Origin of the sequence: Stutzerimonas kirkiae (assembly GCF_004327335.1) — a bacterium.
Classification (GTDB): domain Bacteria; phylum Pseudomonadota; class Gammaproteobacteria; order Pseudomonadales; family Pseudomonadaceae; genus Stutzerimonas; species Stutzerimonas kirkiae.
In genome coordinates this window covers 15,700-41,553 of the sequence record NZ_QJUO01000016.1, presented here as the reverse complement: position 1 = coordinate 41,553, position 25,854 = coordinate 15,700, and the positions used below count along the sequence as shown (strand labels likewise).

Genomic DNA, 25,854 nt, shown 5'->3' with positions numbered 1-25,854 from the left:
GTGCACGCGGCTGCCTCATCAGGAGTGGACGCATATGCGCCCTTGTATCGACAACGCCCTCGACAGCCGCTGGCTGTGGATCACCGCCCGCATCCTGCTGGCGGTGGTGTTTCTTTCCTCTGGGCTGGCCAAGCTGATCGACTTCCAGGGCGGGCTGGCCGAGATGCGCGCGGCCGGGCTGGAGCCGGACTGGCTGTTCAACATCGCCACCATCGTGGTGCTGCTTGGTGGTTCGGTGCTGCTGTTGCTCGATCGCGCGCTGTGGCTGGGTGCCGGTGCGTTGGCGTTGTTCCTGCTGCTGACCATTGTCGTCGTGCATCGGTTCTGGGCGTTGCCGGAGCCGCAGGCTAAGGAGGCGATGTTCTGGGCGCTGGAACACACCACTGTGGTCGGCGGGCTGATCGCGGCGGCGATTGCCAGCCGCCTGCGTCGTCGGCTGGAGGGGCGGACATGAGCGCGCGCATCGTTTCACGCAGTCTGGTGCTGGCCTGCGCCGTGTGGCTGGCCGCCTGCAGCTCGGGCGCGGACGAAGGCGGCGGCTGGCCGGCCACCAAGGTGGCGCTGGCCACGGCCGAGCGTGCCGAGGCGCCGCGCGCCTTCCATGGTGTCGGTGAACTGGAAGCGGCCAGGCAAGTCGAGCTGGCCTCGGAAACCGCCGGGCGTATCACCCGCATCGCCTTCGCGTCCGGGCAGGCGGTCAAGCAGGGTGACCTGCTGGTGCAGATCAACGATGCGCCCGAGCAGGCAGAACGCCTGCGGTTGCGTGCGCAGCTGCGCAATGCCGAGCGCGTGCTGGCGCGTACCCGCCAGTTGAAGGCCGACCAGGTGGCCACGCAGGAGCAGCTCGACAATGCCCAGGCCGCGCACGACATGGCGCTGGGCCAGTTGCGTCAGATCGAGGCGGTGATCGCGCAGAAGGCGATCCGCGCGCCATTCGCGGGCGTGATCGGCATCCGCCGCGTGCACGAGGGGCAGTACCTCAGCGCCGGCGATGCGATCGCCAGCCTGGTCGATGCCGGCACGCTCAACGTCAATTTCGCGCTGGACGAGCAGGCGATCCCGCAGTTGCAGCCGGGCCAGCCGGTCGAGGTCCGGGTCGATGCCTGGCCGCAGCGCCGCTTCGCCGCACAGGTCGCGGCGATCGACCCACTGGTCGGCAAGTCGCGCACGGTGCAGGTGCAGGCCAGCGTGCCAAATGACGATGGCGTGCTGCAGGCCGGCATGTTCGCCAACGTGCGGGTGCTGCGCCAGCAGCCGACGCCGGTGCTGGCGGTGCCGGAAACCGCAGTGACCTACACCGCCTACGGGCAGACGGTGTTCGTGGCCGTGCCCAACGAGCACCAGGGCCTGAGCGTACGCCGGGTGGCGGTGAAGACGGGCGAGCGCTGGGGCGGTCGGGTGGAGATCGCCGAGGGTCTGGAAGATGGCGACCAAGTGGTGGTATCCGGCCAGCTCAAGCTCAGCGATGGCATGCCGGTCGAACCGGTGGCGCACGATGCGCTGCGTGGCGATGGCACTGAGACGCCCGCTCCCGCAGCGGCGCAGGAGCAGGCGTCATGACATTCACCGACGTGTTCGTGCGCCGGCCGGTGCTGGCGCTGGTGGTCAGCAGCCTGATCGTGCTGCTGGGCCTGTTCGCGTTGGGCAAGCTGCCGGTGCGCCAGTACCCGACGCTGGAAACCTCGACGATCACGGTCGCCACCGAGTATCCCGGCGCCTCGGCCGAATTGATGCAGGGCTTCGTGACCCAGCCGATCGCACAGGCGGTGTCCTCGGTCGAGGGCATCGACTACCTCTCCTCGTCGTCGCAGCAGGGCCGCAGCCTGGTCACGCTGCGCATGGAGCTGAACCGCGATGCGACCCAGGCGCTGACCGAGACCATGGCCAAGGTCAACCAGGTGCGCTACCGCCTGCCCGAACAGGCCTTCGACCCGGTCATCGAGCTGTCGGCGGGCGATTCGACAGCGGTGGCCTATGTGGGCTTCTCGGCCGGCAGCCTGTCGATCCCGGAACTGACCGACTACCTCTCGCGCGTGGTCGAGCCGCGCCTTTCCGGCATCGACGGCGTCGCCAAGGTGCAGGTCGAGGGCGGCCAGCGTCTGGCGATGCGGCTGTGGCTGGATGCCGAGCGCCTGGCCGGGCGCGGTCTGACCGCCTCCGACGTGGCCGCCGCGATCCGCCGCAACAACTACCAGGCCGCGCCAGGCCAGGTGCGCGGGCAATACGTGATCGCCAACGTGCGGGTCGATTCCGACCTGACCAGCGTCGAGGAATTCGCCGACCTGGTGATCCGCAACGACGGCAACGGCCTGGTGCGGCTGCGCGACGTGGGCACCGTCGAACTGGGTGCGGCCTCCACCCAGACCAGCGGCCGGATGGATGGCGAGCCGGCGGTCTACCTGTCGCTGTATCCCACGCCCGCGGGCAACCCGCTGGTGATCGTCGAGGGCATCCGTTCACTGCTGCCCGAGATCGAACAGACCCTGCCGCCGGGCGTGACGGTGGACCTGGTCTACGAGCGCGCCCGCTTCATCGACGCCTCGATCAAGGAAGTGGTCAAGACACTGCTGGAAGCCGTGCTGATCGTGGTGCTGGTGATCTGGCTGTGCCTGGGCTCGCTGCGCAGCGTGGTGATTCCGGTGGTGGCGATCCCGCTGTCGATGCTCGGTGCCGCTGCACTGATGCTGGCGTTCGGCTTCAGCATCAACCTGCTGACCTTGCTGGCGATGGTGCTGGCCATCGGCCTGGTGGTGGACGATGCCATCGTGGTGGTCGAAAACGTGCACCGCCACATCGAGGAAGGTAAATCGCCGGTGGCCGCAGCGCTGGTCGGCGCACGCGAGATCGCCGGGCCAGTGATCGCGATGACGCTGACCCTGGCCGCCGTCTATGCGCCGATCGGTCTGATGGGCGGACTGACCGGCGCGCTGTTCCGCGAGTTCGCGCTGACCTTGGCCGGAGCGGTGATCGTCTCCGGCGTGGTGGCGCTAACGCTGTCGCCGGTGATGAGTTCGCTGCTGCTCAAGTCCGGTGAGCAGGGCCGCATGGTGCGGCTGGCCGAGCGTGTGTTCGGCGGGCTGGCCGAGCGCTACGGGCGGGTGCTTGGATTCTCGCTGCGGCATCGCTGGCTCAGTGGCGGCCTGGCGCTGCTGGTCTGCCTGAGCCTGCCCGTCCTGTACCAGTTGCCGCAGCGCGAACTGGCGCCGGCCGAGGACCAGGCCGCGGTGCTGGCGGCGGTCAAGTCGCCCCAGCACGCCAGCCTGGACTACGCCGAGCGCTTCGCCGACGAACTGCACCAGGTCATGTCCGGCATTCCCGAGGGCATCGGCACCTGGATCATCAACGGCACCAACGGGCCGGCGGCCAGCTTCGGCGGCATCAACCTGTCCGATTGGGGCGAGCGCACGCGCAAGGAACCGGAGATCGTCGCTGAACTGCAGGGCGCGGTCGGCGACATCGCCGGCAGCAGCATCTTCGCGTTCCAGGTCGCGCCACTGCCGGGCGGCAGCGGCGGCCTGCCGGTGCAACTGGTGCTGCGCAGCGCGCAGGACTACCCGGTGCTGTACGAGGCGATGGAAGGGCTGAAGCAGGACGCCCGCGAAAGCGGCCTGTTCGTCGTGGTCGACAGCGACCTGGAGTACGACAGCCCGGTCGTGCAGGTGCGCATCGACCGTGCCAAGGCTGCCAGCCTCGGCATCGGCCTGCAGGACATCGGCGATTCGCTGGGTGTGCTGGTCGGCGAGAACTACGTCAACCGCTTCGCGCTGTTCGGCCGCTCCTACGACGTAATTCCGCAAAGTGTGGGCGAGCAGCGGCTCACGCCCGAGGCCCTGGCCCGGCAGTACCTGCGCACGGGCGATGGCGCACTGGTGCCGCTGTCCACCGTGGTGCGGCTGGAGATGCAGGTCGAGCCCAATCGCCTGAACCAGTTCGACCAGCAGAACGCGGCCACCCTGCAGGCCATCCCTGCGCCGGGCGTGTCGCTGGGCCAAGCCGTGGCCTTCCTGGAACAGGCGGTAGCCCGGCTGCCGCCGGGTTTCAGCCACGACTGGCAGTCCGAGTCGCGCCAGTACGTGCAGGAAGGCAATGCGCTGGTGTTCGCTTTCCTCGCCGCGCTGGTGGTGATCTACCTGGTACTGGCCGCGCAGTACGAGAGCCTGGTCGATCCGCTGATCATCCTGATCACCGTGCCGCTGTCGATCTGCGGCGCGCTGCTGCCGCTGGCGCTGGGCTGGGCCACGCTGAACATCTACACCCAGATCGGGCTGGTGACGCTGATCGGGCTGATCAGCAAGCACGGCATCTTGATGGTCGAGTTCGCCAACGAACTGCAGGTGCGCGAGCGGCTGGACCGCGGCGCCGCGATCATCCGCGCCGCGCAGATCCGCCTGCGCCCGGTGCTGATGACCACCGGCGCGATGGCCTTCGGCGTGCTGCCGCTGCTGTTCGCCAGCGGCGCCGGCGCCAACAGCCGCTTCGGCCTGGGCGCGGTGATCGTCTGCGGCATGTTGGTGGGCACGCTGTTCACCCTGTTCGTGCTGCCGACCATCTACACCTGGCTGGCGCGCGACCACCGCGTGCAGAGCGCGCGCAGCCGGCAACTGGCCGAGATCGAGCAGGCCGAAGGAGCGACCGCATGAGGACGAGCAAACCAAACGTGCGCACTTTGGCGGCTGCGGCGATGGCCCTGGCCGGCTGCGCGGTCGGGCCGAAGTACGTGCAGCCCGAAGCACCAACCATTGTGCTGGCCAGCCCGCAGGCGGCGGAATTCGCCACGGCCCAGGCCAATGCAATGCTCACCGACTGGTGGCGCATCTTCGAGGACGAGGGCCTGAGCCGTTGGATCGACGCGGCGCTGGCGCACAACCACGACATCCGCCAGGCCCAGGCCAACCTGCTGGCCGTGCGCGCCATTTTCGACGAGCGCCGGCTTGACCGCCTGCCGGGCGTGACCAGCAGCGCTGGCTACACGCGAGGCATCCAGCAGCAGGCCAACAACGGCGGCCAGCGCACCTTGTCCGAATCCTGGCAGGCCGGCTTCGACGTGCAGTGGGAGATCGACTTGTTCGGCCGCTTGGACCGCCTGCAACAAGCGGCGAAGGCACGGGCCGAGGCCAGCCAGACCGAACTGGACATGACCCGCCTGAGCATCGCCGCCGAGGTCGCCCGGACCTGGTTCGAGGCGCAGGCCCATCGGCGGCACCGGGACGTCGCCCGGCAGGAGGCCAACAACTGGCGCGAGACCGTGCGCCTGGCCGAAGCCAGCCTGCGCGCCGGTGCCGGCCTGCCGGAAGAGTTGGAGAACGCCCGCGCCAACCTGTTGCGCAGCGAGGCGGCGATTGCGCCGTTGACCGCATCCCTGCAACAGGCGCGCTACCGGCTCGACGTGCTGGCAGGCCAACGGCCCGGCCAGGGTGTCTTGCCCGATCCGGGCGCTGCGGCGACCGCGCCGCTGGTGGCGCAACTGCCGCTGGGCAACATCAACCATTCGATCGTTTCGCGGCCAGACGTGGTGCAGGCCGAGCGCCTGCTGGCCGCCAGCGTCGAGGACGTGGGCGCGGCGACCGCCGCGCTGTATCCGCGCATCGACCTGGGCGGCTTCCTCGGCTTCTTCGCCCTGCGCGACGGCGATCTCGGCAGCGCCGCCTCGCGCGCCTTCCAGATCGCCCCCACGCTGTCCTGGCCCGCGCTGCGCCTGGGCAACGCCCGCGCCCGCCTGCGCGGCGCCGAGGCGCTGTCGGACGGCGCCCTGGCGCGTTACGAGCAGGCGCTGCTGACCGCGCAGGAGGAAGTGGAGAACACCGTTACCCAGCTGGCCGAACAGCAACGCCAGATCGCCGCCCTGCTGCAATCGGCGCAGCACGCCCAAGCCGCCTTCGATATCGCCGACAGGCGCTACCGGGCAGGATCCGGCAGCTACCAGGCGGTGCTGGAGAACCAGCGCACGCTGTTCCAGCTACGCGCGCAGATCGTGCAGGCGGAAGCGGCTTCCTGCATCCAGGCCGTCGCCTTGTACAAGGCATTGGGCGTTGCCTGAATGGTGTTGCTGGTGCCCGACTCCCACGTGTCCGGCCCAAGCATTGAACCCCTGAACGTTTGGGGCTGCGCGCGATACAGTACGCAGCCCCGGGCATGGGGAGATGACGCGATCTCCGTTTCGGATATCGGCTTACGCCGCGCCGCGCAGCTTCACCGCGGGAAAGTCCACCGGCACCGCGAAGGCGATGTTGATGTAGTTGGTGAACAGGTTCAGCGCGACATGGGCGAGGATCTCGACGATCTCCTCCTCGCTGAAGCCGGCCTCGCGCACGGCCTGCACGTCGGCATCGCCGACCTGGCCGCGCGCCTCGACCAGCTTGAGCGCGAAGCGCAGCGCGGCGGCGGTCTTCGGGTCGGACGATTCGCCGGCCTGCGCGGCCGCCAGTTCCTCCGGCGTCGCGCCGGCCTTGCGGCCCAGCACGGTGTGGGCGGCCAGGCAGTATTCGCAGGCATTGCGGTCGGCCACGGCCACGGCGATCAGCTCGCCGAGCCTGGCGCCGATGACGCCGCCGCCCAGCGCGCCGAAGCTGCCCCACAGGCTCTTGAGCGCGGCGGTGGAATTGGCGGCGGCCTTGAACATCGCGGGCGTGGCGCCGAAGGCGTCGTGGATCTGGGTCAGCAGCGCCTGGCGCTCGCCGCTGGCGGTGCCGGGGTCGATCAGGGGGACTCGGGACATGGGAAACTCCTTGAAAATCGGTGGATGGCGCACGCAAAAGCTGCGTACGAAGCAGATGATAGGTAGAATCCCTGGACGATAAATGCCTGAAAGTCCTAGTAAGTTGTTTTAACGTCCATGACTTCCGCCGCGCCTTCCGCCCCTGCGCTGGATCGCCTCTCCACCGTGCTGGAGCGCTTCCGCGTGCAGGCCGCGCTGTTCCACAGCGGGGCGCTGTGCGGCACGCACCACTTCGAGGCGCTGCCCGGGCGCGCCTTCCTGCACGTGCTGCGGCGTGGCGAGATGGAGGTGCGGCACCGGCCCGGCGACACCGATGCGACGCGCCTGCACCTGGACGCGCCGACCCTGCTGTTCTATCCCAGGCCGCTGCAGCACGTCTTCGTGAACGCGCCGCGCGACGGTTCGGACTTCACCTGCGCGACGCTGGACTTCGACGGCGGCGCACGCAACCCGATCGTGCAGTCCCTGCCGGCGCTGGTGCGCGTGCCGCTGGACGCTGTCGATGGATTGCAGCCCGCGCTGGACCTGCTGTTCGCCGAAGCCGATCACGTGCGCTGCGGATCGCGGCTACTCGCCAACCGGCTGTTCGAGGTCGTGCTGATCCAGCTGCTGCGCTGGATCGTCGACCATCCGGCCGAGGCCGGCGTGAGCAGCGGCCTGCTCATGGGCCTGTCGGACCCGCGGCTGGCGCGATCGCTGGTGGCCCTGCACCGCGCGCCGCACGAGGACTGGCCGCTGCAGCGCATGGCCGCCGAGGCGGGCATGTCGCGCAGCGCGTTCGCCGCGGCCTTCAAGGCCGCGACGGGCAGCACGCCGGCCGCCTACCTGACGGATTGGCGGCTGACCCTGGCCACGTCGCTGCTGCGCAACGGGCAGCCGGTCAAGCGGATCGCCGTGGATCTGGGTTTCGCCGACAGCGCCTCGTTCTCCAGGGCATTCCGTCAGCACATGGGGATGTCGCCACGCGGGTGGTTGGCGGCATCGGGCTTGGGTCATGCTTCATGAGGCCGATGTCATGAATGCCAGGTTGAAGATGAAGACATGCATCGTGCCGATACCGGCGATGACGGCCTGCACCAACGCAAGCCGCACGCACGGTCAGCCGTTTTTTTCATTGGAATGGAAAGGATGAACGCCCATGTTCAGTCACATCACCGTCGGCGTCAGCGACCTGGCGCGTGCCGCCGCGTTCTACGATGCGGTGCTCGCCCCGCTGGGCCTGCGCCAGCGTCCGGTGACGCCGGATGGCGGGCCGACCTCCCTGTGCTGGATCATGCCCGGCCAGGCGTTGCCGCGCTTCTATGCCTATCGTCCGTTCGATGGCGAACCTGCAAGCGCCGGCAACGGCAGCATGGTGGCCTTCCTCGCCCCCGATGAGGCGGCGGTCGCGGCGGCCCATGCCGCCGGACTGGCCGCGGGCGGTTCGGACGAAGGCCCACCGGGACCGCGCCCACGTTACGGCGCCGGCTACTACGGCGCCTACCTGCGCGATCCCGATGGCAACAAGCTCCATATCGTCCATCGAGGAGACATTCCGCGTTGAAGGCCATGCGCAACGCCCCTGCGTATTCAGGCCTCTTCGCTCAGCTCCTGGCGCCATTGCCGTAGCTGGTCCACCGTCGCGGTGACGCCGCCGCAGACGATGATCAACACGTTCTCTGCATCACCAAGCGCATCGGCATGGCCATAGCCCAGCGCCAGGCTGGCGCCGCAGGCGGGTTCGACCAGCATGCGGTGGTCGTCGAGGAAGCGTCCGCAGGCCGAGACGGCGGCGAGGTCGCTGACCGTGGCGCTGCGCGTGGCGTGCTGCTGCGCCAGCGCGAATGCTTGCGCGCAGACCTGTTTCGCGGCCAGTGAGGTGGCAATGCTGGTGATCGCCGCCAGTTCGACGCGGTAGCCCTGCGCCAACGATTGCGCGAAGGCATCGGCGCCGAGGGTTTCCACCGCAATCACCGGCACGTCATTCCAGCCATTGCGACGCAAGCCTTCGACCACCCCTGCGTACAGGCCGCCACCGCCGACCGACAGCACCACCACGTCGGGCCGGATGCCGGCCTGCGCGACTTCATCGACCAGGCTGGCATGGCCCTGCCACAGCAATGGGTCATCAAAGGGATGCAGGAAGGCATCGTTTTCGCCCAGCAGCGACTGGGCCAGGGCGTTGGCCTCGTGCCAGGCCTTGCCGTGCACGATGAGTTCGGCCTGCTCGGCGCGGATCAGCGCGCGGGCGCGCTCGGTGGTGGTCTCGGGCACCACCACGGTCACCGGGATGCCCAGGCGGCGCCCGGCGTAGGCCACGGCAATGCCGGCATTGCCGCCGGACGAGGAGACGAAACGCCGCTTGCCGCGCCGGGCATGTTCCTCACAAGCGGCGCCGATGCCGCGGATCTTGAACGAGCCCGGCGGCTGCAGGTTCTCCAGCTTGAGCCAGACCCGGCGGCCGCTGGCCTGGCCGAGGGCGTGGGATTCGATGCAGGGGGTAGGGATGTGCAGGGTCATGGTGTCCTTGGCGATGAACGGCGCCTTGGCGCGGATATTGTTTCTGGACTGTGGTTGATGCTGGTCATTTGTTGCATTTGATTGCTGCCCGGTCACCGGCTCAAGGCGCGCAGCACATTGGCCAGCTTCTTGACGGCGAGTTGCATTTCATGCGGCGCATGCGCGGCGAACCCCATCAGGAAGCCGGCCTCATGTCGGCCCGATGCGTGCAGCGCGGTCAAGCCGAGGAGATCAATGCCCGCCCGGCGCGCGGATTCCACCGCCTCGCGCTCTGGAATGTCGCGGACGAACACGCAAGGCATCTGCATGCCGCCGGCAGGCACCCGAGGTTCGACGAAGTCGGCCAGGTGCTGGCGCACCAGCCGCGCCAGCACGTCGCGCCGTTCGGCATAGACCGCGCGCATGGTGCGGACGTGGGCGCCGAAGTGGCCGCCTTCGATGAAGCGCGCCAGCGTGAGCTGGGGAATCGGCGCGCTGTGTCCGTCCAGCAGGGTGCGGGCCACGGTCATCGGCTCCACCAGTGCCGGCGGCAGCACCATGTAGCCGATGCGCAGGCCGGGAAACAGCGATTTGGTGAAGGTGCCGATGTAGATCGTCCGCTCATGCGGATCGAGCCCCTGCACGCAGGCGGTGGGTTTGCCGGCGTAGTGGAACTCGCTGTCGTAGTCGTCCTCGATGATCCAGGCTTGGTGCTTCCTGGCCCATTCGATGATGGCCAGGCGCCGGTCCAGCGCCAGCGTCGCTCCGGTGGGGAACTGGTGTGATGGCGTCAGGAACACGGCCTTGGCCGGTTCACCGGGCGCTTGTGTTGCCTCAAGCAGGTGCTCGACCCGCAGGCCGTCCGCATCCAGCGGTACGGGCACGCAGTCCAGTCCGGCGGCATCGAACGCCTTGCGCGCACCGTGGTACACGGGATCTTCGATGAAGATCCGCTCGCCCGCATCGAGCAGCACGGTGGCGCACAGGGTCATGGCCTGCTGGGAACTGGTCAGCACCAGCACACGATCGGGCGAGGCGCGCGCGCCGCGTTCGAGATTCACGTAGTCGGCGATGGCACGCCGCAGCGGCTCCATGCCCTGCGCAGGGCTGTGCAGCAGCGCCAGGGTGCCGTATTCCTTCAGCACCTGCCGTTCCAGCCGCTCCCAGGTTTGCAGCGGAAAGCTGCGCGTTTCCGGCACGCCGGGCGCGAACGGGCGTGGCGCCAGGAAGTCACGCACACCGCCGCTCTGGAACATGGCGCTGCCGCGCTGGCTCAGGCGCACCGTTGCCTTGCCGTCCACGCGCGTTCGCCGAGGCTTGCCTCGCCCCGGCAAGCGCTGTGCTCGCTCCGACACGAAGCTGCCGCTGCCTACGCGCCGCTCGATGAAACCTTCCGCATGCAACTGGCTGTAGGCCGACTCGACCGTATCGCGCGAAACCCCCAGCGACTTCGCCAGGGCGCGTGACGCGGGCAAGGGTCTGCCCACGTCAAGCGCGCCGTCAAGGATCAACTGGCGAATCGCGCGCTGCACCCGCGCGTGCAGGGGCAAGGCAGCGTGTGCCGGGTCGCCGATCCAGGCTTTGACGGATTCAAGTTGGGCGTGCTTGAACAATTGGCCGGTATCTCTCGTTAAAAGTGGCTGGGAACATACGACCATTTTAAATCTATAAAGACGTTTCACAAGCCATTCATCCGATTTGCCAGGAGTCACCGCCAGACCATGCTTTCCAACACCCAGACCCGCCACGACCAGCATGGCCGCTATCCCGAGGCCGCCACAGCCCTGGACTTCCAGCGCAACCTGGCGGCGGTGCGGGCGCGCATCGCCGCCGCCTGCCACCGCGTCGGCCGCGATCCGGCCGCCGTGCGGCTGTTGCCGGTGAGCAAGACCAAGCCCGAGGCCAGCCTGCGGCTGGCCCATGTGGCCGGCTGCACGATGCTGGGCGAGAACAAGCCGCAGGAGGCCTACCGCAAATGGGAGGCGATGCAGGACTTGGCCGATCTGCAGTGGTCGGTGATCGGCCACCTGCAGACCAACAAGGCCAAGCTGGTGGCGCGCTTCGCCGCCGAGTTCCAGGCGCTGGACAGCCTGCGCGTGGCCGAGGCGCTGGAGCGCCGCCTGCAACTGGAAGGCCGGGCGCTGGACGTGTTCGTGCAGGTCAACACCTCGGGTGAAGCCAGCAAGTACGGGCTCGCGCCCGAAGACGTACCGGCGTTCCTGCAAGCGTTGCCGGCATTCACGGCGCTGCGCGTGCGCGGGCTGATGACACTGGCGCTGTTTTCCAGCGAAGCCGAGCGGGTACGCCAGTGCTTCGTGCGGCTGCGCGACCTGCGCGAGCGGCTGCGCCAGGACGCGCCCGCAGGCATCGCCCTTCATGAGCTGTCGATGGGCATGTCCGGCGACTTCGAGATCGCCATCGAGGAAGGCGCCACCGTGGTGCGCGTCGGCCAGGCCATCTTCGGCGCCCGTCCCATGCCGGACAGCCACTACTGGCCCGGCGAACCCAGCACAGAGGAGTCATCACCATGAAAACCGCCCTTGCCATCCGCCATCTGGATTTCGAGGACCTCGGCACGCTGGAGCAACTGTTGGCGGAGCGCGGCTATGCCGTGCGCTATCAGGATGCCCCTACCGACGACCTGCGCACCGTGGATACGGCGCAAGCCGATCTGCTGGTGGTGCTGGGCGGCCCGATCGGCGCCTTCGATGAGGCCCTTTATCCCTTCATCGAGGACGAGCTGGCGCTGATCCGGCAACGCCTGGACAGCCGGCGACCTCTGCTGGGCATCTGCCTGGGCGCGCAACTGATCGCCCGCGCACTGGGTGCGGATGTCGCCAGCATGGGGGTGAAGGAAATCGGCTTCGCGCCATTGACGCTGACCCCGGAGGGTGAGGCCTCGCCGCTGGCGGCACTGGGCCAGGTGCCGGTGCTGCACTGGCATGGCGACCGCTTCGACATTCCCGCCGGCGCCACACGGCTGGCGGGAACGGCCATCTGCGCCAACCAGGCGTTCAGCATCGACGGCCATGTACTGGCGCTGCAATGCCATCTGGAGGCGGACCCGCGCCGCATCGAGCGCTGGCTGGTCGGCCATGCCTGCGAACTGGCGCAGGCCGGCATCGACCCGCGCGCATTGCGCGCCGAGGCACACGCCCTGCAATCCGATTTGCCGCTGGCGGCACGGGCGGCGTTCGCTGCCTGGCTGGACGGGATCGAGACCGCCCCGCGAAGGGCAGCATCATGATCGACGGTTCATCCTTTGCGACACCTCGACCACTTCCGCTGGATGTGGTTTCGGTGCAGTCACAGGTGGTCTATGGCCGGGTGGGCAACAACGTCGCGGTGCCGACCCTGGAAGCGCTGGGGTTGTCGGTGGCCGCGGTTCCCACCGTGGTGCTCAGCAATACGCCGCATTACCCGACGATGCACGGCGGCGCGCTGCCCATCGAATGGTTCGAGGGCTATTTGCAGGACTTGTCGGCACGCGGTGCGCTCCATGCGTTGCGCGCCATCCTGGTCGGCTATCTGGGCAATCCACGGCAGGCCGATGCCCTCGCGCGTTGGGCGCGGGCGCGGCGGGAAGAGCGTGCCGCGCTGCGCATCGTGATCGACCCGGTGATCGGCGATCACGACCACGGCATCTATGTCGATCCCGGCCTGGTCGATGCCTACCGCCGGGACTTGTTGCCATTGGCCGACGGCTTGACGCCGAACGGCTTTGAACTGGCGCACCTGACCGGGCGGGCGGTGAACGATGTCGAAAGCGTGGTCGCCGCGGCCCGCAGCTTGCTGACGGGACGCACGCAATGGGTCGCCGTGACCAGTGCCGCACCCGATACCTGGGCCAGGGACGAGATGCAGGTGGTGCTCGTCACCCGCACGCAAGCCGAAGTCATCGTGCATCCACGCGTCGCCGCCACCCCCAAGGGCACGGGCGACCTGTTCTGCGCCACCTTGACCGGACGTTGGCTGGGCGGCGAGGGCCTGGCGGAAGCCACCGCTCAGGCATGCCGCCAAGTCGTGCAAGCGTTGCGCCACACCGAACAGGCGCAATGCGCCGAGCTGCTGCTGCCGATGGCGGACAGCCACAACGACCGCAGAGCGACGGCACGTGAGTGCGTCAGCCAATTCACCTACAGGATTTTCCCATGCAAGCAGCCATTTCCCACCTGATGGACGCCTACGCCCGGCAACCCGTTTCGTTCGTGCGCGGCAGCGGTGCGCGCCTCTGGGACGAACAGGGCGTGGAGTACCTGGATGCCATCGCCGGCGTCGCGGTCACCAGCCTGGGCCACGCCCATCCGGATATCGCGGTCGTCATCGCCGAGCAGGCGGGGATGCTGCTGCACACCTCCAACGTCTTTCGCATCGACTGGCAGGAACGGCTGGGCGAACGCCTGTGCGCGCTGACCGGCATGCAGAACGCCTTCTTCTGCAATTCCGGCGCGGAGGCCAACGAAACCGCATTCAAACTGGCGAGGCTGCATGGGCATCGCAAGCAGGTCGCGCGGCCGAAGATCCTGGTCATGGGCAACGCCTTCCATGGCCGGACCCTGGCCACGCTGGCGGCCACCGACAACCCGGCCAACCAGCACGGCTTTGGGCCGTTGCCGGAGGGCTTCCTGCGCGTGCCCTACGACGACATCGGCGCGGTGCGCCAGGCGGCCGAACAGTCGCCCGACATCGTGGCGGTGCTGATCGAGCCGGTGCAGGGCGAAGGCGGCATCCGGGTGGCCAGCGCCGACTACCTGCGCGAATTGCGGGCGTTGTGCGACCAGCATGGTTGGCTGCTGATGCTTGATGAAATCCAGACCGGCCTGGGCCGTACCGGCAACTGGTTCGGATATCAGCATGCAGGCATTGCGCCGGACGTGATGACCCTGGCAAAGGCGCTGGGCAACGGCTTTCCCATCGGCGCCTGCCTGGCGCGGGGTACAGCGGCCGACCTGTTCTCGCCCGGCCAGCACGGCTCGACTTTCGGCGGCAATCCGCTGGCCTGCCGGGTGGCCTGCACCGTGCTGGACATCATGGCGCGCGACAAGCTGCCGGAGCGCGCTGCCGTACTGGGCGCGCGCTTGCTCGCGGGATTGCGCAAGGCGCTGAGCGATCACCCGAACGTCACCGCCATTCGCGGCCAGGGCCTGATGGTGGGGATTGAACTGGACCAACCCTGCAAGGAACTGGTGGGGCAGGCACTGGAGGAACAGCGCCTGCTCATCACCGTGACCCGCGACACCGTCATCCGGCTGCTGCCGCCGCTGGTCTGCGATGAACTGCAGATCGACGACATCGTGGTGCGTGTGGCTCGCCTGCTATCGGCGAGCGCGACGAATGGCGCGGCAACGGATGAAGCGGCTGCGCACATGGAAGCGGCGACGTGACGTGCAAGCCGTCTACCGCACACCCGGCCTTCGCCATGGCGGGCGTGTCCCAAGGCGTCCGCCCATGAACCGGATCGACGCGACCTTCCACGCGCTTGCACAGCAGGGCCGCAAGGCGCTGATTCCCTACGTCATCGCCGGGTATCCAGGCGTGGACATCACGCCAGCGCAGTCGCCCGGATGGCCGATGCCGTGGTGATCGGTTGCTGGCTCATCGAACGCCTGGCCGGCAAACCGGCGGCCAAGGCGCTGGCGGCGGCCAGCGACCTGATCCGCGACGTGCGCCACCAACTGGACCTGGATACGCCCGAGCCGGATCACGCCTTCAAACCCGAACACTCCAAGCCATAGGACACCTCCATGTATGACGCATCCCTGACCCTGGCCGACTTCGACCCCGAACTGGCCCAGGCCGTCCAGCACGAAGAACGCCGCCAGGAAGACCACGTCGAACTGATCGCCTCCGAGAACTACGCTAGCCCGCTGGTGATGGCCATCCAGAACTCGGTGTTCACCAACAAGTACGCCGAGGGCTATCCCGGCAAGCGCTACTACAGCGGCTGCGAGAACGTGGACGTGGCCGAGCGCCTGGCCATCGAGCGGCTCAAGGCGCTGTTCGACTGCGACTGGGTCAACGTCCAGCCCCATGCCGGCGCCCAGGCCAACGCGGCGGTGTTCCTGGCGCTGGCCAGGCCCGGCGACACCGTGATGGGCATGAACCTGGCCCAGGGCGGCCACCTGACCCACGGCAACCCATCCAACTTCTCCGGCCGGCACTACAAGATCGTGCCCTACGGCCTGAACCCCGACACCGGCCTGATCGACTACGACGAGATGGAGCGCATCGCACTGCAAACCCGCCCAAGGATGCTGATCGGCGGCTTCTCCGCCTACTCGCGGCACAAGGACTGGGCGCGCATGCGCGCCATCGCCGACAAGGTGGGCGCCATCTTCTGGGTGGACATGGCCCACGTCGCCGGCCTGGTGGCGGCGGGCGAATACCCGAACCCGCTGCCCCACGCCCATGTGGTCACCAGCACCACCCACAAGACCCTGCGCGGCCCACGCGGCGGCATCATCCTCGCCAAGGGGCAGGACGAAGATTTCTACAGGAAGCTCGATTCCGCCGTGTTCCCCGGCGTCCAAGGCGGCCCGCTGATGCACGTTATCGCCGCCAAGGCGGTGGCCTTCAAGGAAGCGCTGCGGCCCGAGTTCAAGACCTACCAGCGCCAGGTGGTGACCAACGCCCGCGCCATGGCGGCGGTGCTCCAGCAGCGCGGCTATCGTGTCGTTTCCGGCGGCACCGACAACCACCTGATGCTGATCGACCTGTCCGCCAAGCCGTACACCGGCAAGGATGCGGACGCGGCACTGGCCGACGCCTGGATCACGACGAACAAGAACTCGGTGCCCAACGACCCGCGCTCGCCGTTCGTGACTTCAGGCATTCGCATCGGCACGCCAGCCGTCACCACGCGCGGCTTCGGCGTGGCCGAATGCGAACAACTGGCGCACTGGCTGTGCGACGTGCTGGATGCGCTGGAAATCGGTAGCGACGAGCGGACGACGGTGCGTGATCGGGTGAGGGAGCAGGTGGCGAATCTGTGCCGTCGCCATCCTGTCTACAAATAGAGAGAGGCCGTCGGATGGAGTTGCGGCATCTGCGTTGCTTCCTGGCCGTGGCCGAAGAACTTCACTTCGCTCGTGCTGCCGAGAAGTTGCACATCGAGCAATCGCCGCTGTCGCGCGCCATCAAGGAGCTTGAGGAAGAACTGGGTGTGGTGCTGTTCGCCCGCACCACGCGCAGCACGCGGCTGACCCGCGCGGGCAAGCTGTTCCTCGACCATGTGCCGCGCGTCTTCGCCGCCTTGCAGCAGGCGCGCGACAGCGTGAAGGCGGCGGCGAATGGCTTCCATGGCCAGTTGCGCATAGCGCTCTCCGACGGCATCACGCCTTCGCGTTTGCCTGCGTTGCTCGCCCTTGTCGCCAGGAAGAACCCGAGGTCGAAATCCGCTTCTTCGAGGTGCCGCTGTCGCGGCAGATCCAGGGACTGCATGATGATCTGTACGACGTGGGAGTGATTGGGCGTCTGGCATAGACCGGCACCCGATAACGGTAAATACAGGAAAGCCCGTGTAACTACGGGCTTTCCTGCGTCTGGTAGCTACTGGCAAGTGCCATGGTGCGGATGGATTGATCGTGTCCTGTGGCCTGTATGCCGGGGCGAGGCGATGAGCACGACTGACGGTCCGCTACCCCGCCTGCCGGGTCCTCGGCTGGGCGGGGCATTCGCTCATCGGTTTCAATAACTCAGCAGGCTGACTTCCCTGACGGTTATCTCGTCCACCGGTTCGCGCTGTTTCTTGATCAGGATGCGGTAGTCGCTCTCGGGCTGCAGTTCGTCGGACACGTCGAGGAGGAAGGTTTTCCGCCCTTCATGGGCGTGATCATGGCCGGAGTCGAAGCCGGCATGGTGGCCCGCGCCGAAGAAGGTCAGCAGGCCGGCCAGCTTTTGCGTACCGCTGGCATCGACGATATACACCGCGTAGGTGTCCTCGGGTTCCTTGACGAAGGAGACGGTCAGTTGCAGGACGAGCGGCGATAAAGCGGCCTGGGCCGACAGGACGGAGGCACGGGCCTTGGCGGCCTGCGCCGGCGCCAGTTCGAGCTGCCCGCCTTTGACGGGCTCGTCGGGTTGCTCGCTCCACAGCACGCGCTTGTTGTCGTTGCGTTGCTGGTTGAGTTGCAGCAGACGGGTATGTTTCTGGCTGTCGAGGGCGGCGATGCCACTACGCAACTGGTCGTAGACGTAATTCGGGTTGAAGGCTGTCTTGTAGGCCTCGGGAATGGTGTATTCGTGGCGTTTGCCGGTGCCATCGTGGAACTGGTACGGCCAGGGCACCGCTTGCAGTTCGGCCAGGGTCGGGCGCACGCCGTTCGCCGAGTTTTCCCACGTCTGCCACAGGTAGTCGATGTTCGCGTGGTGGAGCCAGAACACCGGGTCGAAGCCGGCGGAGGGCACCAGCGCCATCAGGCCATTGGTTTCCTTGCGGTAGATCGGGTTCCACATGGTCAGCTTGTCGGTCTGGCCACCGATGTAAAGGTGCATGGCGCCATGTGGGGCGGCATCTATCTGGCTGTTGAAGACGGCAAAGACCTGGTTCTGGAACAGGGTGGTGGTATCCAGGGCCTCGTCCATCTCCGGGCTGATGTTCTTGCCGTCGTTGAGGCTGGGCAAGCGTGCCTCGGCATACAGGCTGGAGGCGCTGTCGCGCAGGGCTGCGGGTAGGACCCGGTTGGCCGGATTGGTGTAGTCCCAGTAGGGCAACGCGAAGTCTGCCTTGCCAGAGAGCGTGCGCACGATCGATTCGAAGTGCTGGATATACAGCCGGTGCCAGACCAGGAAATGGATCTCGGAGCCGTCCAGGTGGGTGCAGGTATTCCAGCCCCACTTCAACTGGCTGATCTGTGTGTAGGAGGGGCAGAGCGGGTTGTCGCCATTCGGGATCGTTGCCGGAATGGCATGGGTGGCGCCCTGGTAATACCAACTGCGCGGATCGGCACAGCCCAGGGCACGCATTTTCTTCAATGCCTGGTCCAGTGCCTGCAGGTCGGCCTCGGCTTCCGGGCTGTGGGCGTTCTTGCGGATATAGAGCAGGCCTGTCGCGCCGCCCGCAGAGGCCGATGGAGTGGCGGGCTGTTGCGCCTGGGCGTAGGCGGAGAGGATCGTTGCCGAGGCGACGATGCCGATGGATAGGGCTTTCTTCATTGGACTGTTCCTTGTCTGGTGCCGTGTCGAGTGATCACGGGCGGGTGCCATGCTCCGCATGCTTTGCCATCAATCCAGTGCATGGCGTGTCTACGATAGACGGCGGATGGCGAACAGGCCAGTCAATGTTTTGCGACTTTGGTCGGTACGGCGTATGGGGGCGCCGTACGCATCTGGAGGACGAAAGCGGTGCGCATGGCCTACGGCAGCGCTGGCCGTGGCGGCAGGCTCGCGAACCACTTCAGCACTTCCTGCCAGAGCGGTTCGGCCGCTGCCCGGAAATAGCCCATATGGCCTATCTGGCCGCCCCATTGTGCGGGGTCGAGGTCCAGGCGAGTGATGGGGGCGCTGCTGTAGCCTTCGAGGAAGGCATCCCGCGAGCGGGGCATGGCCCACAGGTCGTCCAGGGCGTTGGCGGCGAGGATCGGTGTGCGTACGGCGGCGAATTGTTCTTCGATGCCGTGCATGGCCGGGTCGTCGAAGAAATAGCGCGGGAAGCCGCACCAGTGGCGCCACTGGCGGTAGACATCGAGGGGCAGGTCTTCGCCCAGGCCGAGTATTTTCCACGGGCAGTAGCCTTTCCAGTAGGTCAGCGGCGGCAGCACCAGGCGCCACATCGCCAGCACTTTCAAGCGTTCGGCCAGTGGCATGTGCCCGTGCCAGCCTGCGCCGACACCGAAGCCGTAGAAGCCGGAAACCGCCTGGTGATTGGGCAGCAGGCCGAAGCCATGGCCACCGTACGAGTGGCCGACGATATACAGTGGCAGGTCATCGCCGCCCATGGCCTCCACCGCCGCGGCCAGGTCGAGCCGTCCCCAGTCCAGCAGGTTCATGCGGAAGCCTTTCAGCGATGCCGGGCGTGACAGGCCGATGCCGCGATAATCCAGCGTCAGCGTCTCGAACCCCTGTGCACTCGTGTACAGCGCGAAGCGCCGGTAGAAGCCCTGGGGGACGGCGGTCGCGCCGGCGACGATCAGGCGCCCGCGCAGTGTTCCGCTGGCGGGGTAGCGGGTGACTCCGAGGGTATAGCCGTCTGCGGCGGTGAGTGTCGAAGGCATGGGTTTCATCGACTCGGTTTCGTGGAGGGCGCCATCGCCATGCTGTGGCGCCGCAGTCAACGGCGCAGGGCCGGCAGGAGCTCCAGCCAGCGCTGCGGCAGTCGCCGGCGCAGGCTGGCGGTCAGGCTCTCGCGGTGCTTCTGGTAGAGCATGCCGAGGGCGATCAGGACGATACCGATCAGGCTGACGAAGAGCGGGAACAGCAGCGAATCGGCGAATACCTCGCGTGCCAGGTAGGACAGGTAGCCGGCCAGGCCAAGGCCGCCGAAGACCATGAACAGTGGGCGGCGCAGCAGCACGGCAAAGACCAGCAGCAGCAGGTTGACCAGGCAGTAGAACAGTTTGCCGATTTCGCTGTTGCTTTCCATCATCGTCAGGCCGCCCCAGAACGCCAGCAGCCCGGCCAGGTAGCCCCAGAAGGCGAAATCGCCCTGGCGGCGGCCATCCAGCCACAGGCTGGGCAGCAGCACTGCCAGGCCGAACAGCAGGGAAACCAGGCAACGGTCGTTCCAGCCGAAGCTGTCGGGGAAGAGCAGCCGGCCCAGGTCCATCGACATGAACCAGAGCGCCAGGGCAATCGGCATCACGATGAAGGGAAAGGGCACCAGCCGCAGCATCAGGAGACCGGCCAGTATGGTGGCGACTTCGAGAATCAGCCATTGGCTGTCGATATAGCGATAGTAGTCATCGAAGTCGTACTGGCCCTGTGGCCACAGATCGAGCAGGCGCAGCGCCGCGAAGCTGACCAGTGGCACCAGGCTGACGGCCACCGAAGCCAGCAGGCCGCCGGGAATGAAGCGCTGCCGGCGCCATAGTGCGATGCCTGCCGCCGCCGTCAGTAGCAGGTAGCTGCCGCCAAGGGCCAGCAGGGCGCTGTCGCCCAGGCTCGTCCAGGCTTCGTTGAGCAGCCAGCCCAGTGCGCCCATGATCAGCAGGGCACCGAGGTAATAGGCCACATGGGCCAGTTGGAAACTGCCGCGCCGTTGCGGCCTGCCGCTGAGGAACTCCAGCAGCGCCTGGTCCTGGCCGGGTTGCAGAATGCCGGCCTGGACCGCCTGGCGCAGGTCTTTCGCGTCGATCCCGAGTGACATCGTGCCTCCTGTAAAAGGGTGGATGCGATCTTTACCAAACCCTGACACCACTCTTACCCACCCATGTATTTGCCATCGCTTATAGTGGCGACCGCTAGCGTGCGGCGGTGTCCGCACATTCCTGCAAGTGTTGTCGGCGAGTCTATCCCAATGAGTCTATTGCGACCGCGTTATCTGCTTCCGGTTCTGGCTGTCCTGGTGCTTGGCGCCTGGCTGGCCTGGAGCCGTCTGTTTTCCGTACCCTCCACGCAGGGCCTGTTGACCGCCGAGGTGGTCGCCCAGGATATCCAGCGCACGGTGGTCGCCACCGGTACCCTGCAGGCTTTCAACCAGGTGAGCGTCGGTGCCCAGGTGTCGGGGCGGATCGAGTCGCTGAAGGTGGATTTCGGCGATGAAGTGAAGAAGGGCGACCTGATCGCCGAGATCGACTCGCTGACCCAGCAGAACGACCTGAAGAACGCCCGTGCCGCGCTGGCCAACGTCAAGGCCCAGCGTGCCGCCAAACAGGCTTCGCGCAAACAGGCGCAACTGGCGTTCGAGCGCCAGCGCAGCATGTCGGCGCAGAATGCCAGTTCCAGGGAAGACTACGAGACCGCCGAGGCCAGCCTGGCGATGGTCAAGGCCGAGATCGAGGCCCTGGATGCGCAGATCGAGCAGGCGCAGTTGCAGGTTTCCAGTGCCGAGCTGAACCTTGGTTATACCAAGATCACCGCACCCATCGACGGCACTGTGGTCGGTGTGGTGGTCAAGGAAGGCCAGACGGTGAACTCGGCGCAATCGGCACCGACCCTGGTCAAGCTGGCGCAACTGGACAAGATGACGGTCAAGGCGGAAATCTCCGAGGCCGATGTGGTGCATGTGCAGGCCGGCCTGCCGGTCTATTTCACCACCCTGGGCGAACCGGGCAAATACCATGAGGCGACGCTGCGCGCGATCGAGCCGGCGCCCGACTCGATCAACAGCGAGAGCGACAGCAGTTCGACCACCTCCACCGACACGGCTATCTATTACAACGGCGTGTTCGATGTGCCCAACGAGGATGGCCGCCTGCGCATTTCCATGACCGCCGAAGTGAATATCGTGCTGGACCAGGCCAAGGGCGCGCCGAGTATCCCGGTGGCGGCGCTGGGCAGCGCCAACCGTGATGGCAGCTATACGGTGCAGGTCTTGCGCGGCGACGGGCGGAGCGAGCCGCGCAAGATCCGCACCGGCATCGAGGACAGCCTGTATGTCCAGGTGCTGGATGGCCTGCAACTGGGCGAGAAGATCGTGCTGGGGGATGCCGCCCAGGGCTCCTCCACGCAAATGCGCCGTGGCCCCGGGATGAGGTTCTAGGATGAGCCGGGTATTGCTTGAAATCCAGGGGCTGAATCGCGAGTTCGCCGCTGGCGATCAGACCGTGCGGGTGCTGGAGAATATCGACCTGAGCATCGAGCAGGGCGAGATGGTCGCCATCGTCGGTGCCTCGGGTTCCGGCAAGTCGACGCTGATGAATATCCTCGGCTGCCTGGACCGACCGACCTCCGGGGTCTATCGCATCGCCGGGCGCGAAACCTCCAGCCTGGATGCCGACGAACTGGCGCACCTGCGCCGCGAGTATTTCGGTTTCATCTTCCAGCGCTATCACCTGTTGTCCGACCTGGATGCCCGCGACAACGTGGAAATCCCCGCCATCTATGCCGGCACCGAACCGAGCGAGCGCCGCGAGCGCAGCGTGGCGCTGTTGCAGCGCCTGGGGCTGGGCAATCGCCTGGAGCACCGCCCCGGCCAGCTTTCCGGCGGCCAGCAGCAGCGGGTCAGTGTCGCCCGTGCGCTGATGAACGGCGGCCAGGTCATCCTTGCCGACGAACCGACCGGCGCCCTGGACAGCAATAGCGGGCAGGAGATGCTCCAGCTGTTGCGTGAGCTGCATGCCCAGGGGCATACGGTGATCATCGTCACCCACGATATGAGCGTGGCACGGAGCGCCGATCGCCTGATCGAGATCAGCGATGGGCGCATCGTCGCCGACCGCCGCCTTGGCGAAGGTGCCGCCAAGCCCCTGGCGAATGTGAGCGAACTGGCGCCGGTGACGTTGCGCGAACATCCCTGGAGGGCCGTGCTGGGACAGTTCGGCGAAGCCTTCCGCATGGCCTTGCGCGCCATGCTGGCGCACAAGCTGCGCACCTTCCTGACCATGCTCGGGATCATCATCGGCATCGCTTCGGTGGTGTCAGTGGTGGCGCTGGGGCAGGGCTCGCAGCAGCAGATCATGGAGAACATTTCCTCCATCGGTACCAATACCGTGGATGTCTTTCCCGGGAATGGCTTCGGCGACCGGCGTTCGGCGCGTATCCAGACCCTGGTGCCTGCGGATGCCGATGCGCTGGCCAGGCAGCCCTTCGTCGACAGCGTGACGCCCTCGGTATCCAGTTCCAATACCCTGCGCTATCGCTCGGAGGCCCTGAGTGTGTCGATCAATGGCGTGGGCGAGCAGTTCTTCCGTGCCAAGGGTTTCAAGTTCGCCCAGGGGCAGGGCTTCGACGCGGCCGATGTGCGGGCCTCGGCGCAGAGCGTGGTGATCGATGACAACACCTGGAAGAAGCTGTTCTCCGGCAAGGGCAACGCCCTGGGCGAGGTGATACTGCTGGGCAATGTACCGAGCCGTATCGTCGGTGTGCTGGAGCCGGCGCAGAGCATGTTCGGTAACAGCGAGTCGTTGCGCGTCTACATGCCCTATACCTCGATCATGAATCGCATGCTCGGGCAGTCCTACCTGGAAAGCATCACCGTGCGCATCAAGGACGAGGTGTCCAGCGATGCCGCCGAGCAGGGCATCATCCGCCTGCTGACGCGCCGGCATGGCACCCAGGATTTCTTCGTCATCAACACCGATACCATCCGCCAGACCATCGAGAAGACCAGCCAGACCATGACGGTGCTGATCTCCACCATCGCGCTGATTTCGCTACTGGTAGGGGGCATCGGTGTGATGAATATCATGCTGGTGTCGGTGACCGAGCGTACCCGCGAGATCGGCGTGCGCATGGCGGTCGGCGCGCGGCAGAGCGACATCCTGCGGCAGTTCCTGATCGAGGCGGTACTGGTGTGCCTGATCGGCGGGGCGCTCGGGGTCGCTTCGGCATTGGCCTTCGGCGCTATTTTCAGTCGTCTTTCCAGTGAGTTTCCCCTGGTATTTTCCAGCGCCTCCATCGTGGCGGCGTTCCTCTGTTCCAGCCTGATCGGGGTGGTTTTCGGCTACCTGCCGGCGCGCAACGCCGCACGCCTGGACCCGGTCGATGCCCTGTCGCGAGAGTGATGTCGATGAGCAAGTTACCCGTTATTGCCCTGTTGGCCCTGGCCGTGAGTGGCTGTTCGATCCTGCGCAGTGACTATCAGCGGCCCGAGTTGACGATCCCGTCCACCTGGAACGAAGGCAGTGGATTGTCACGGCTGGAGGGCGACCAGGCCTGGTGGCAGGCTTTTCAGGAGCAGCGCCTGGACAGCCTGGTGGAGCAGGCGCTGCTGCGCAACAACACGCTGGGCAGCTCCCTGCTCAAGGTCAGGCGCGCCCAGTTGCAGGCGGGCCTGGCGCGTGACGCGTTGTTCCCGCAGCTTGGCAGTGGCTTCGATGCCAGCAGGAGCCGCAACCTGCGCGGGGATTCCAGCACTACCCACAGCTATAGCCTGAATACCAGTGTGAGCTGGGAGGTGGACCTCTGGCAGCGCCTGGCCAGTGCCGAGGATGCCGCGCAACTGGAGGCCCTTGCCAGCGAAGGCGACTATGAGGCGGCGCGCCTGAGCCTGGTCGGCACCCTGGGTAGCCTGTACTGGCAGATCGCCTACCTCAACGAGCGCATCGCCTTCAGCCAGCAGAGTGTCGAGGACGGCGAGCGCACCCTGGCGCTGGTGCAGGTGCAGTACGACAGCGGCAAGGCCTCCACGTTGGAGCTGGCCGAGGCACGCCAGAGCCTGGAAACCCTGCGCGCCAGCCACCAGTCGCTGCTGCAGCAGCGGGTGGAGCAGCGCAATGCCCTGGCGGTGTTGTTCGACGGTGCGATCCCGGCCGAGCTGGATGCCATCGAAGGGCTGCAGCAGGCCGTGCTGCCGGGGGTCGCCGCCGGCCTGCCGGCCTCGCTGCTGGGGCGTCGCCCCGACCTGCGCGCCGCCGAGCTGCGCCTGCGCGCCAGCCTGGCCACGGTGGACTCGACCCGCGCCAGCTACTACCCGGGCCTCAGCCTGACCGGTTCCCTGGGCTTCGCCAGCAGTGCGCTGGGCAATGTCCTGCAGAACCCGGTGGCGGCCCTGGGCAGCGGCCTGACCCTGCCGTTCCTGCAGTGGAACCAGATGCAACTGAATGTGGATATCGCCCGGGTCGATTACCAGACCGCCGTCGTCGACTTCCGCCAGACCCTCTACGAAGCACTGGCCGAGGTGGAGAACAACCTGGCCGGTCGTCGTCATTACGCCGAGCAGCAGGCCATGCGCGAGCGGGCGCTGCAAGCGGCCAGCGAGGCCGAGCGCATCTACCGGGTCCGTTACGAGGCCGGCGCGATCGACCTGCAATCCTGGCTCAATGCCCAGGAAACCCGGCGCAATGCGCAGATCACCCTGCTGGAGAACCGGCGCGATCAGTTGCTCAACCATATCGCGCTGTGCCAGGCGCTGGGCGGGCAGGCGCAATAGTCTGGTCCCGCCAGTCGGCAGCACTGCCGGTACTGGTGGCAGCGCTGTGCGGCGCTGGCTTCAGCCGGTGTGCGGCAGGAGTCGCAGCAGGCTGGCGCTGAAGAAGTCGGCCTGTTTCTTCAGGCTGAACAGTTTCGGGTCCGCCAGCCAGGTCTGGGTGATGCCCATCAGCGCACTGTAGAGCAGCACCGCGATATCTTCCGCGGGCTGCCCCTCGGCCAACTGCCCACGCTGGCGTGCCGCCTCGACAAGGCTGGCCAGGCATTGCACGATCAGCCGGGTCAGCTTGCGCTCGCGGCGCATGGTGCCGGCCACCTGCGAGGTCAGTTCCGTCTTGTTCAGCAGGATCTCGAAGGATTGCCGGTGCCAGCGGTTTTCGATCAGCAGCCTGAACCAGTGGACGATCAGGTAGCGGATCGCTTCCAGGGGGGCGTCGGTGAGTTCCAGGCTGCGCGCCACCAGTTGTTCCAGCGGCTCCTGGGAGTAGTGCAGGACGGCCTCGTAGAGTTCGTCCTTGTTCTTGAAGTGCCAGTAGATGGGGCCGCGGCTGAAGCCCGCGGCATCGGCGATCATCGCCAGGGTGGTGCGTGAGTAACCGGTCTTGCTGAATTGTTCGAGTGCGGCTTCGATGACCTTCAGGCGGGTTTTCTCGGCGTCTTCTTTGGTACGGCGCATGGCATTTTCATAAGTGCTG

23 protein-coding genes and 1 pseudogene are annotated in these 25,854 nt (G+C 66.8%); 17 read left to right on the top strand and 7 right to left on the bottom strand.

Going from position 1 to position 25,854, the window contains the following annotated elements:
* Positions 1 to 34: 34 nt before the first annotated feature.
* From DNJ95_RS10510 to DNJ95_RS10495, 4 genes are read left to right on the top strand one after another with little or no spacing between them, the layout of a single operon-like run.
* Positions 35 to 454, top strand: a complete 420-nt coding sequence (locus DNJ95_RS10510; protein WP_131184680.1) for a DoxX family protein — start codon at positions 35 to 37, stop codon at positions 452 to 454.
* Entirely contained in the window at positions 451 to 1,560 is a 1,110-nt protein-coding gene (locus DNJ95_RS10505) for an efflux RND transporter periplasmic adaptor subunit (protein ID WP_131184679.1), read from the top strand. The genes DNJ95_RS10510 and DNJ95_RS10505 overlap by 4 nt, the downstream gene beginning before the upstream one ends.
* Positions 1,557 to 4,640 (top strand): MexW/MexI family multidrug efflux RND transporter permease subunit, encoded by a 3,084-nt coding sequence (locus tag DNJ95_RS10500; RefSeq protein ID WP_131184678.1) that lies wholly within the window; start codon positions 1,557 to 1,559, stop codon positions 4,638 to 4,640. Before DNJ95_RS10505 ends, DNJ95_RS10500 begins: the two co-directional genes overlap by 4 nt.
* Positions 4,637 to 6,037: an efflux transporter outer membrane subunit gene (locus tag DNJ95_RS10495; protein ID WP_131184677.1), complete on the top strand. Its 1,401-nt coding sequence runs from the start codon at positions 4,637 to 4,639 to the stop codon at positions 6,035 to 6,037. The genes DNJ95_RS10500 and DNJ95_RS10495 overlap by 4 nt, the downstream gene beginning before the upstream one ends.
* A gap of 132 nt (positions 6,038 to 6,169) precedes the next feature.
* Here DNJ95_RS10495 and DNJ95_RS10490 read toward each other — a convergent pair whose 3' ends face one another.
* Positions 6,170 to 6,715 carry a carboxymuconolactone decarboxylase family protein gene (locus tag DNJ95_RS10490; protein ID WP_131184676.1) on the bottom strand — a complete coding sequence of 182 codons (546 nt, stop codon included), beginning with the start codon at positions 6,713 to 6,715 and terminating at the stop codon, positions 6,170 to 6,172.
* Between the two features lie 117 nt (positions 6,716 to 6,832).
* Here DNJ95_RS10490 and DNJ95_RS10485 point away from each other — a divergent pair, with 117 nt between their 5' ends.
* Positions 6,833 to 7,720: an AraC family transcriptional regulator gene (locus tag DNJ95_RS10485; RefSeq protein WP_131184675.1), complete on the top strand. Its 888-nt coding sequence runs from the start codon at positions 6,833 to 6,835 to the stop codon at positions 7,718 to 7,720.
* Between the two features lie 133 nt (positions 7,721 to 7,853).
* Complete coding sequence (locus DNJ95_RS10480) at positions 7,854 to 8,258, top strand: VOC family protein (protein ID WP_131184674.1); 405 nt, start codon at positions 7,854 to 7,856, stop codon at positions 8,256 to 8,258.
* A gap of 26 nt (positions 8,259 to 8,284) precedes the next feature.
* On the opposite strand, the gene DNJ95_RS10475 is transcribed toward DNJ95_RS10480, so the two are convergent.
* A complete protein-coding gene (locus DNJ95_RS10475; RefSeq protein WP_131184673.1) occupies positions 8,285 to 9,214 on the bottom strand; it encodes a pyridoxal-phosphate dependent enzyme in 930 nt (309 codons plus the stop codon).
* A 92-nt stretch (positions 9,215 to 9,306) separates the two neighbouring features.
* Entirely contained in the window at positions 9,307 to 10,806 is a 1,500-nt protein-coding gene (gene pdxR / locus DNJ95_RS10470) for a MocR-like pyridoxine biosynthesis transcription factor PdxR (protein ID WP_131184737.1), read from the bottom strand.
* A 108-nt stretch (positions 10,807 to 10,914) separates the two neighbouring features.
* On the opposite strand from pdxR, the gene DNJ95_RS10465 reads away from it, so the two are divergent.
* The 8 genes and pseudogenes from DNJ95_RS10465 to DNJ95_RS19675 all read left to right on the top strand — a co-directional run.
* On the top strand, positions 10,915 to 11,724 hold the full coding sequence (locus DNJ95_RS10465; protein ID WP_131184672.1) for a YggS family pyridoxal phosphate-dependent enzyme: 810 nt from the start codon (positions 10,915 to 10,917) through the stop codon (positions 11,722 to 11,724).
* Positions 11,721 to 12,440 carry a glutamine amidotransferase gene (locus DNJ95_RS10460; protein WP_131184671.1) on the top strand — a complete coding sequence of 240 codons (720 nt, stop codon included), beginning with the start codon at positions 11,721 to 11,723 and terminating at the stop codon, positions 12,438 to 12,440. The genes DNJ95_RS10465 and DNJ95_RS10460 overlap by 4 nt, the downstream gene beginning before the upstream one ends.
* Positions 12,437 to 13,369, top strand: coding sequence for a pyridoxine/pyridoxal/pyridoxamine kinase (gene pdxK, locus DNJ95_RS10455; protein WP_131184670.1), 933 nt, complete (start codon positions 12,437 to 12,439; stop codon positions 13,367 to 13,369). The genes DNJ95_RS10460 and pdxK overlap by 4 nt, the downstream gene beginning before the upstream one ends.
* Entirely contained in the window at positions 13,345 to 14,577 is a 1,233-nt protein-coding gene (locus tag DNJ95_RS10450) for an aspartate aminotransferase family protein (protein ID WP_131184669.1), read from the top strand. The genes pdxK and DNJ95_RS10450 overlap by 25 nt, the downstream gene beginning before the upstream one ends.
* 64 nt (positions 14,578 to 14,641) lie before the next feature.
* Positions 14,642 to 14,776 carry a hypothetical protein gene (locus DNJ95_RS19680; RefSeq protein ID WP_276330883.1) on the top strand — a complete coding sequence of 45 codons (135 nt, stop codon included), beginning with the start codon at positions 14,642 to 14,644 and terminating at the stop codon, positions 14,774 to 14,776.
* A complete protein-coding gene (locus DNJ95_RS19205; RefSeq protein ID WP_165491569.1) occupies positions 14,758 to 14,928 on the top strand; it encodes a hypothetical protein in 171 nt (56 codons plus the stop codon). The genes DNJ95_RS19680 and DNJ95_RS19205 overlap by 19 nt, the downstream gene beginning before the upstream one ends.
* A 9-nt stretch (positions 14,929 to 14,937) precedes the next feature.
* Complete coding sequence (gene glyA / locus DNJ95_RS10440; RefSeq protein WP_131184668.1) at positions 14,938 to 16,209, top strand: serine hydroxymethyltransferase; 1,272 nt, start codon at positions 14,938 to 14,940, stop codon at positions 16,207 to 16,209.
* A 14-nt stretch (positions 16,210 to 16,223) separates the two neighbouring features.
* Positions 16,224 to 16,654 (top strand): annotated as a pseudogene (locus DNJ95_RS19675) (LysR family transcriptional regulator); the annotation flags it as partial.
* A gap of 225 nt (positions 16,655 to 16,879) precedes the next feature.
* On the opposite strand, the gene DNJ95_RS10430 reads toward DNJ95_RS19675, so the two are convergent.
* The 3 genes from DNJ95_RS10430 to DNJ95_RS10420 all read right to left on the bottom strand — a co-directional run bounded on the left by DNJ95_RS10430 (position 16,880) and on the right by DNJ95_RS10420 (position 20,495).
* Positions 16,880 to 18,346, bottom strand: coding sequence for a tyrosinase family protein (locus DNJ95_RS10430; protein ID WP_165491568.1), 1,467 nt, complete (start codon positions 18,344 to 18,346; stop codon positions 16,880 to 16,882).
* Between the two features lie 200 nt (positions 18,347 to 18,546).
* Positions 18,547 to 19,404, bottom strand: coding sequence for an alpha/beta hydrolase family protein (locus DNJ95_RS10425; RefSeq protein ID WP_131184666.1), 858 nt, complete (start codon positions 19,402 to 19,404; stop codon positions 18,547 to 18,549).
* Between the two features lie 56 nt (positions 19,405 to 19,460).
* The gene (locus DNJ95_RS10420) at positions 19,461 to 20,495 is read right to left on the bottom strand and encodes a DUF2157 domain-containing protein (protein ID WP_131184665.1); all 1,035 of its coding nucleotides are present in this window, start codon (positions 20,493 to 20,495) and stop codon (positions 19,461 to 19,463) included.
* 150 nt (positions 20,496 to 20,645) lie between these two features.
* Between DNJ95_RS10420 and DNJ95_RS10415 the strand changes: the two genes are divergently transcribed.
* From DNJ95_RS10415 to DNJ95_RS10405, 3 genes are read left to right on the top strand one after another with little or no spacing between them, the layout of a single operon-like run.
* Complete coding sequence (locus DNJ95_RS10415; protein ID WP_131184664.1) at positions 20,646 to 21,830, top strand: efflux RND transporter periplasmic adaptor subunit; 1,185 nt, start codon at positions 20,646 to 20,648, stop codon at positions 21,828 to 21,830.
* A gap of 1 nt (position 21,831) precedes the next feature.
* Positions 21,832 to 23,793 carry a MacB family efflux pump subunit gene (locus DNJ95_RS10410; protein ID WP_131184663.1) on the top strand — a complete coding sequence of 654 codons (1,962 nt, stop codon included), beginning with the start codon at positions 21,832 to 21,834 and terminating at the stop codon, positions 23,791 to 23,793.
* A gap of 5 nt (positions 23,794 to 23,798) precedes the next feature.
* The gene (locus DNJ95_RS10405) at positions 23,799 to 25,160 is read left to right on the top strand and encodes an efflux transporter outer membrane subunit (RefSeq protein WP_242671898.1); all 1,362 of its coding nucleotides are present in this window, start codon (positions 23,799 to 23,801) and stop codon (positions 25,158 to 25,160) included.
* A gap of 60 nt (positions 25,161 to 25,220) precedes the next feature.
* Here the strand turns inward: DNJ95_RS10405 and DNJ95_RS10400 are convergent, their stop codons facing one another.
* The gene (locus tag DNJ95_RS10400) at positions 25,221 to 25,835 is read right to left on the bottom strand and encodes a TetR family transcriptional regulator (protein ID WP_131184661.1); all 615 of its coding nucleotides are present in this window, start codon (positions 25,833 to 25,835) and stop codon (positions 25,221 to 25,223) included.
* Between the last annotated feature and the right edge of the window lie 19 nt (positions 25,836 to 25,854).

Excerpts from the sequence above, each read along its gene's own strand:
- DNJ95_RS10485 (WP_131184675.1), top strand. The coding sequence starts at position 6,833 with ATGACTTCCGCCGCGCCTTCCGCCCCTGCGCTGGATCGCCTCTCCACC.
- DNJ95_RS10405 (WP_242671898.1), top strand. The coding sequence starts at position 23,799 with ATGAGCAAGTTACCCGTTATTGCCCTGTTGGCCCTGGCCGTGAGTGGC.
- DNJ95_RS10450 (WP_131184669.1), top strand. The coding sequence starts at position 13,345 with ATGCAAGCAGCCATTTCCCACCTGATGGACGCCTACGCCCGGCAACCC.
- DNJ95_RS10465 (WP_131184672.1), top strand. The coding sequence starts at position 10,915 with ATGCTTTCCAACACCCAGACCCGCCACGACCAGCATGGCCGCTATCCC.
- DNJ95_RS10480 (WP_131184674.1), top strand. The coding sequence starts at position 7,854 with ATGTTCAGTCACATCACCGTCGGCGTCAGCGACCTGGCGCGTGCCGCC.
- DNJ95_RS10510 (WP_131184680.1), top strand. The coding sequence starts at position 35 with ATGCGCCCTTGTATCGACAACGCCCTCGACAGCCGCTGGCTGTGGATC.
- DNJ95_RS10410 (WP_131184663.1), top strand. The coding sequence starts at position 21,832 with ATGAGCCGGGTATTGCTTGAAATCCAGGGGCTGAATCGCGAGTTCGCC.
- DNJ95_RS10490 (WP_131184676.1), bottom strand. The coding sequence starts at position 6,715 with ATGTCCCGAGTCCCCCTGATCGACCCCGGCACCGCCAGCGGCGAGCGC.
- DNJ95_RS10400 (WP_131184661.1), bottom strand. The coding sequence starts at position 25,835 with ATGCGCCGTACCAAAGAAGACGCCGAGAAAACCCGCCTGAAGGTCATC.
- DNJ95_RS10495 (WP_131184677.1), top strand. The coding sequence starts at position 4,637 with ATGAGGACGAGCAAACCAAACGTGCGCACTTTGGCGGCTGCGGCGATG.
- DNJ95_RS10425 (WP_131184666.1), bottom strand. The coding sequence starts at position 19,404 with ATGCCTTCGACACTCACCGCCGCAGACGGCTATACCCTCGGAGTCACC.
- DNJ95_RS10500 (WP_131184678.1), top strand. The coding sequence starts at position 1,557 with ATGACATTCACCGACGTGTTCGTGCGCCGGCCGGTGCTGGCGCTGGTG.
- DNJ95_RS19680 (WP_276330883.1), top strand. The coding sequence starts at position 14,642 with ATGAACCGGATCGACGCGACCTTCCACGCGCTTGCACAGCAGGGCCGC.
- DNJ95_RS10460 (WP_131184671.1), top strand. The coding sequence starts at position 11,721 with ATGAAAACCGCCCTTGCCATCCGCCATCTGGATTTCGAGGACCTCGGC.
- DNJ95_RS19205 (WP_165491569.1), top strand. The coding sequence starts at position 14,758 with ATGGCCGATGCCGTGGTGATCGGTTGCTGGCTCATCGAACGCCTGGCC.
- DNJ95_RS10430 (WP_165491568.1), bottom strand. The coding sequence starts at position 18,346 with ATGAAGAAAGCCCTATCCATCGGCATCGTCGCCTCGGCAACGATCCTC.
- DNJ95_RS10505 (WP_131184679.1), top strand. The coding sequence starts at position 451 with ATGAGCGCGCGCATCGTTTCACGCAGTCTGGTGCTGGCCTGCGCCGTG.
- DNJ95_RS10415 (WP_131184664.1), top strand. The coding sequence starts at position 20,646 with ATGAGTCTATTGCGACCGCGTTATCTGCTTCCGGTTCTGGCTGTCCTG.
- glyA (WP_131184668.1), top strand. The coding sequence starts at position 14,938 with ATGTATGACGCATCCCTGACCCTGGCCGACTTCGACCCCGAACTGGCC.
- DNJ95_RS10420 (WP_131184665.1), bottom strand. The coding sequence starts at position 20,495 with ATGTCACTCGGGATCGACGCGAAAGACCTGCGCCAGGCGGTCCAGGCC.
- pdxK (WP_131184670.1), top strand. The coding sequence starts at position 12,437 with ATGATCGACGGTTCATCCTTTGCGACACCTCGACCACTTCCGCTGGAT.
- DNJ95_RS10475 (WP_131184673.1), bottom strand. The coding sequence starts at position 9,214 with ATGACCCTGCACATCCCTACCCCCTGCATCGAATCCCACGCCCTCGGC.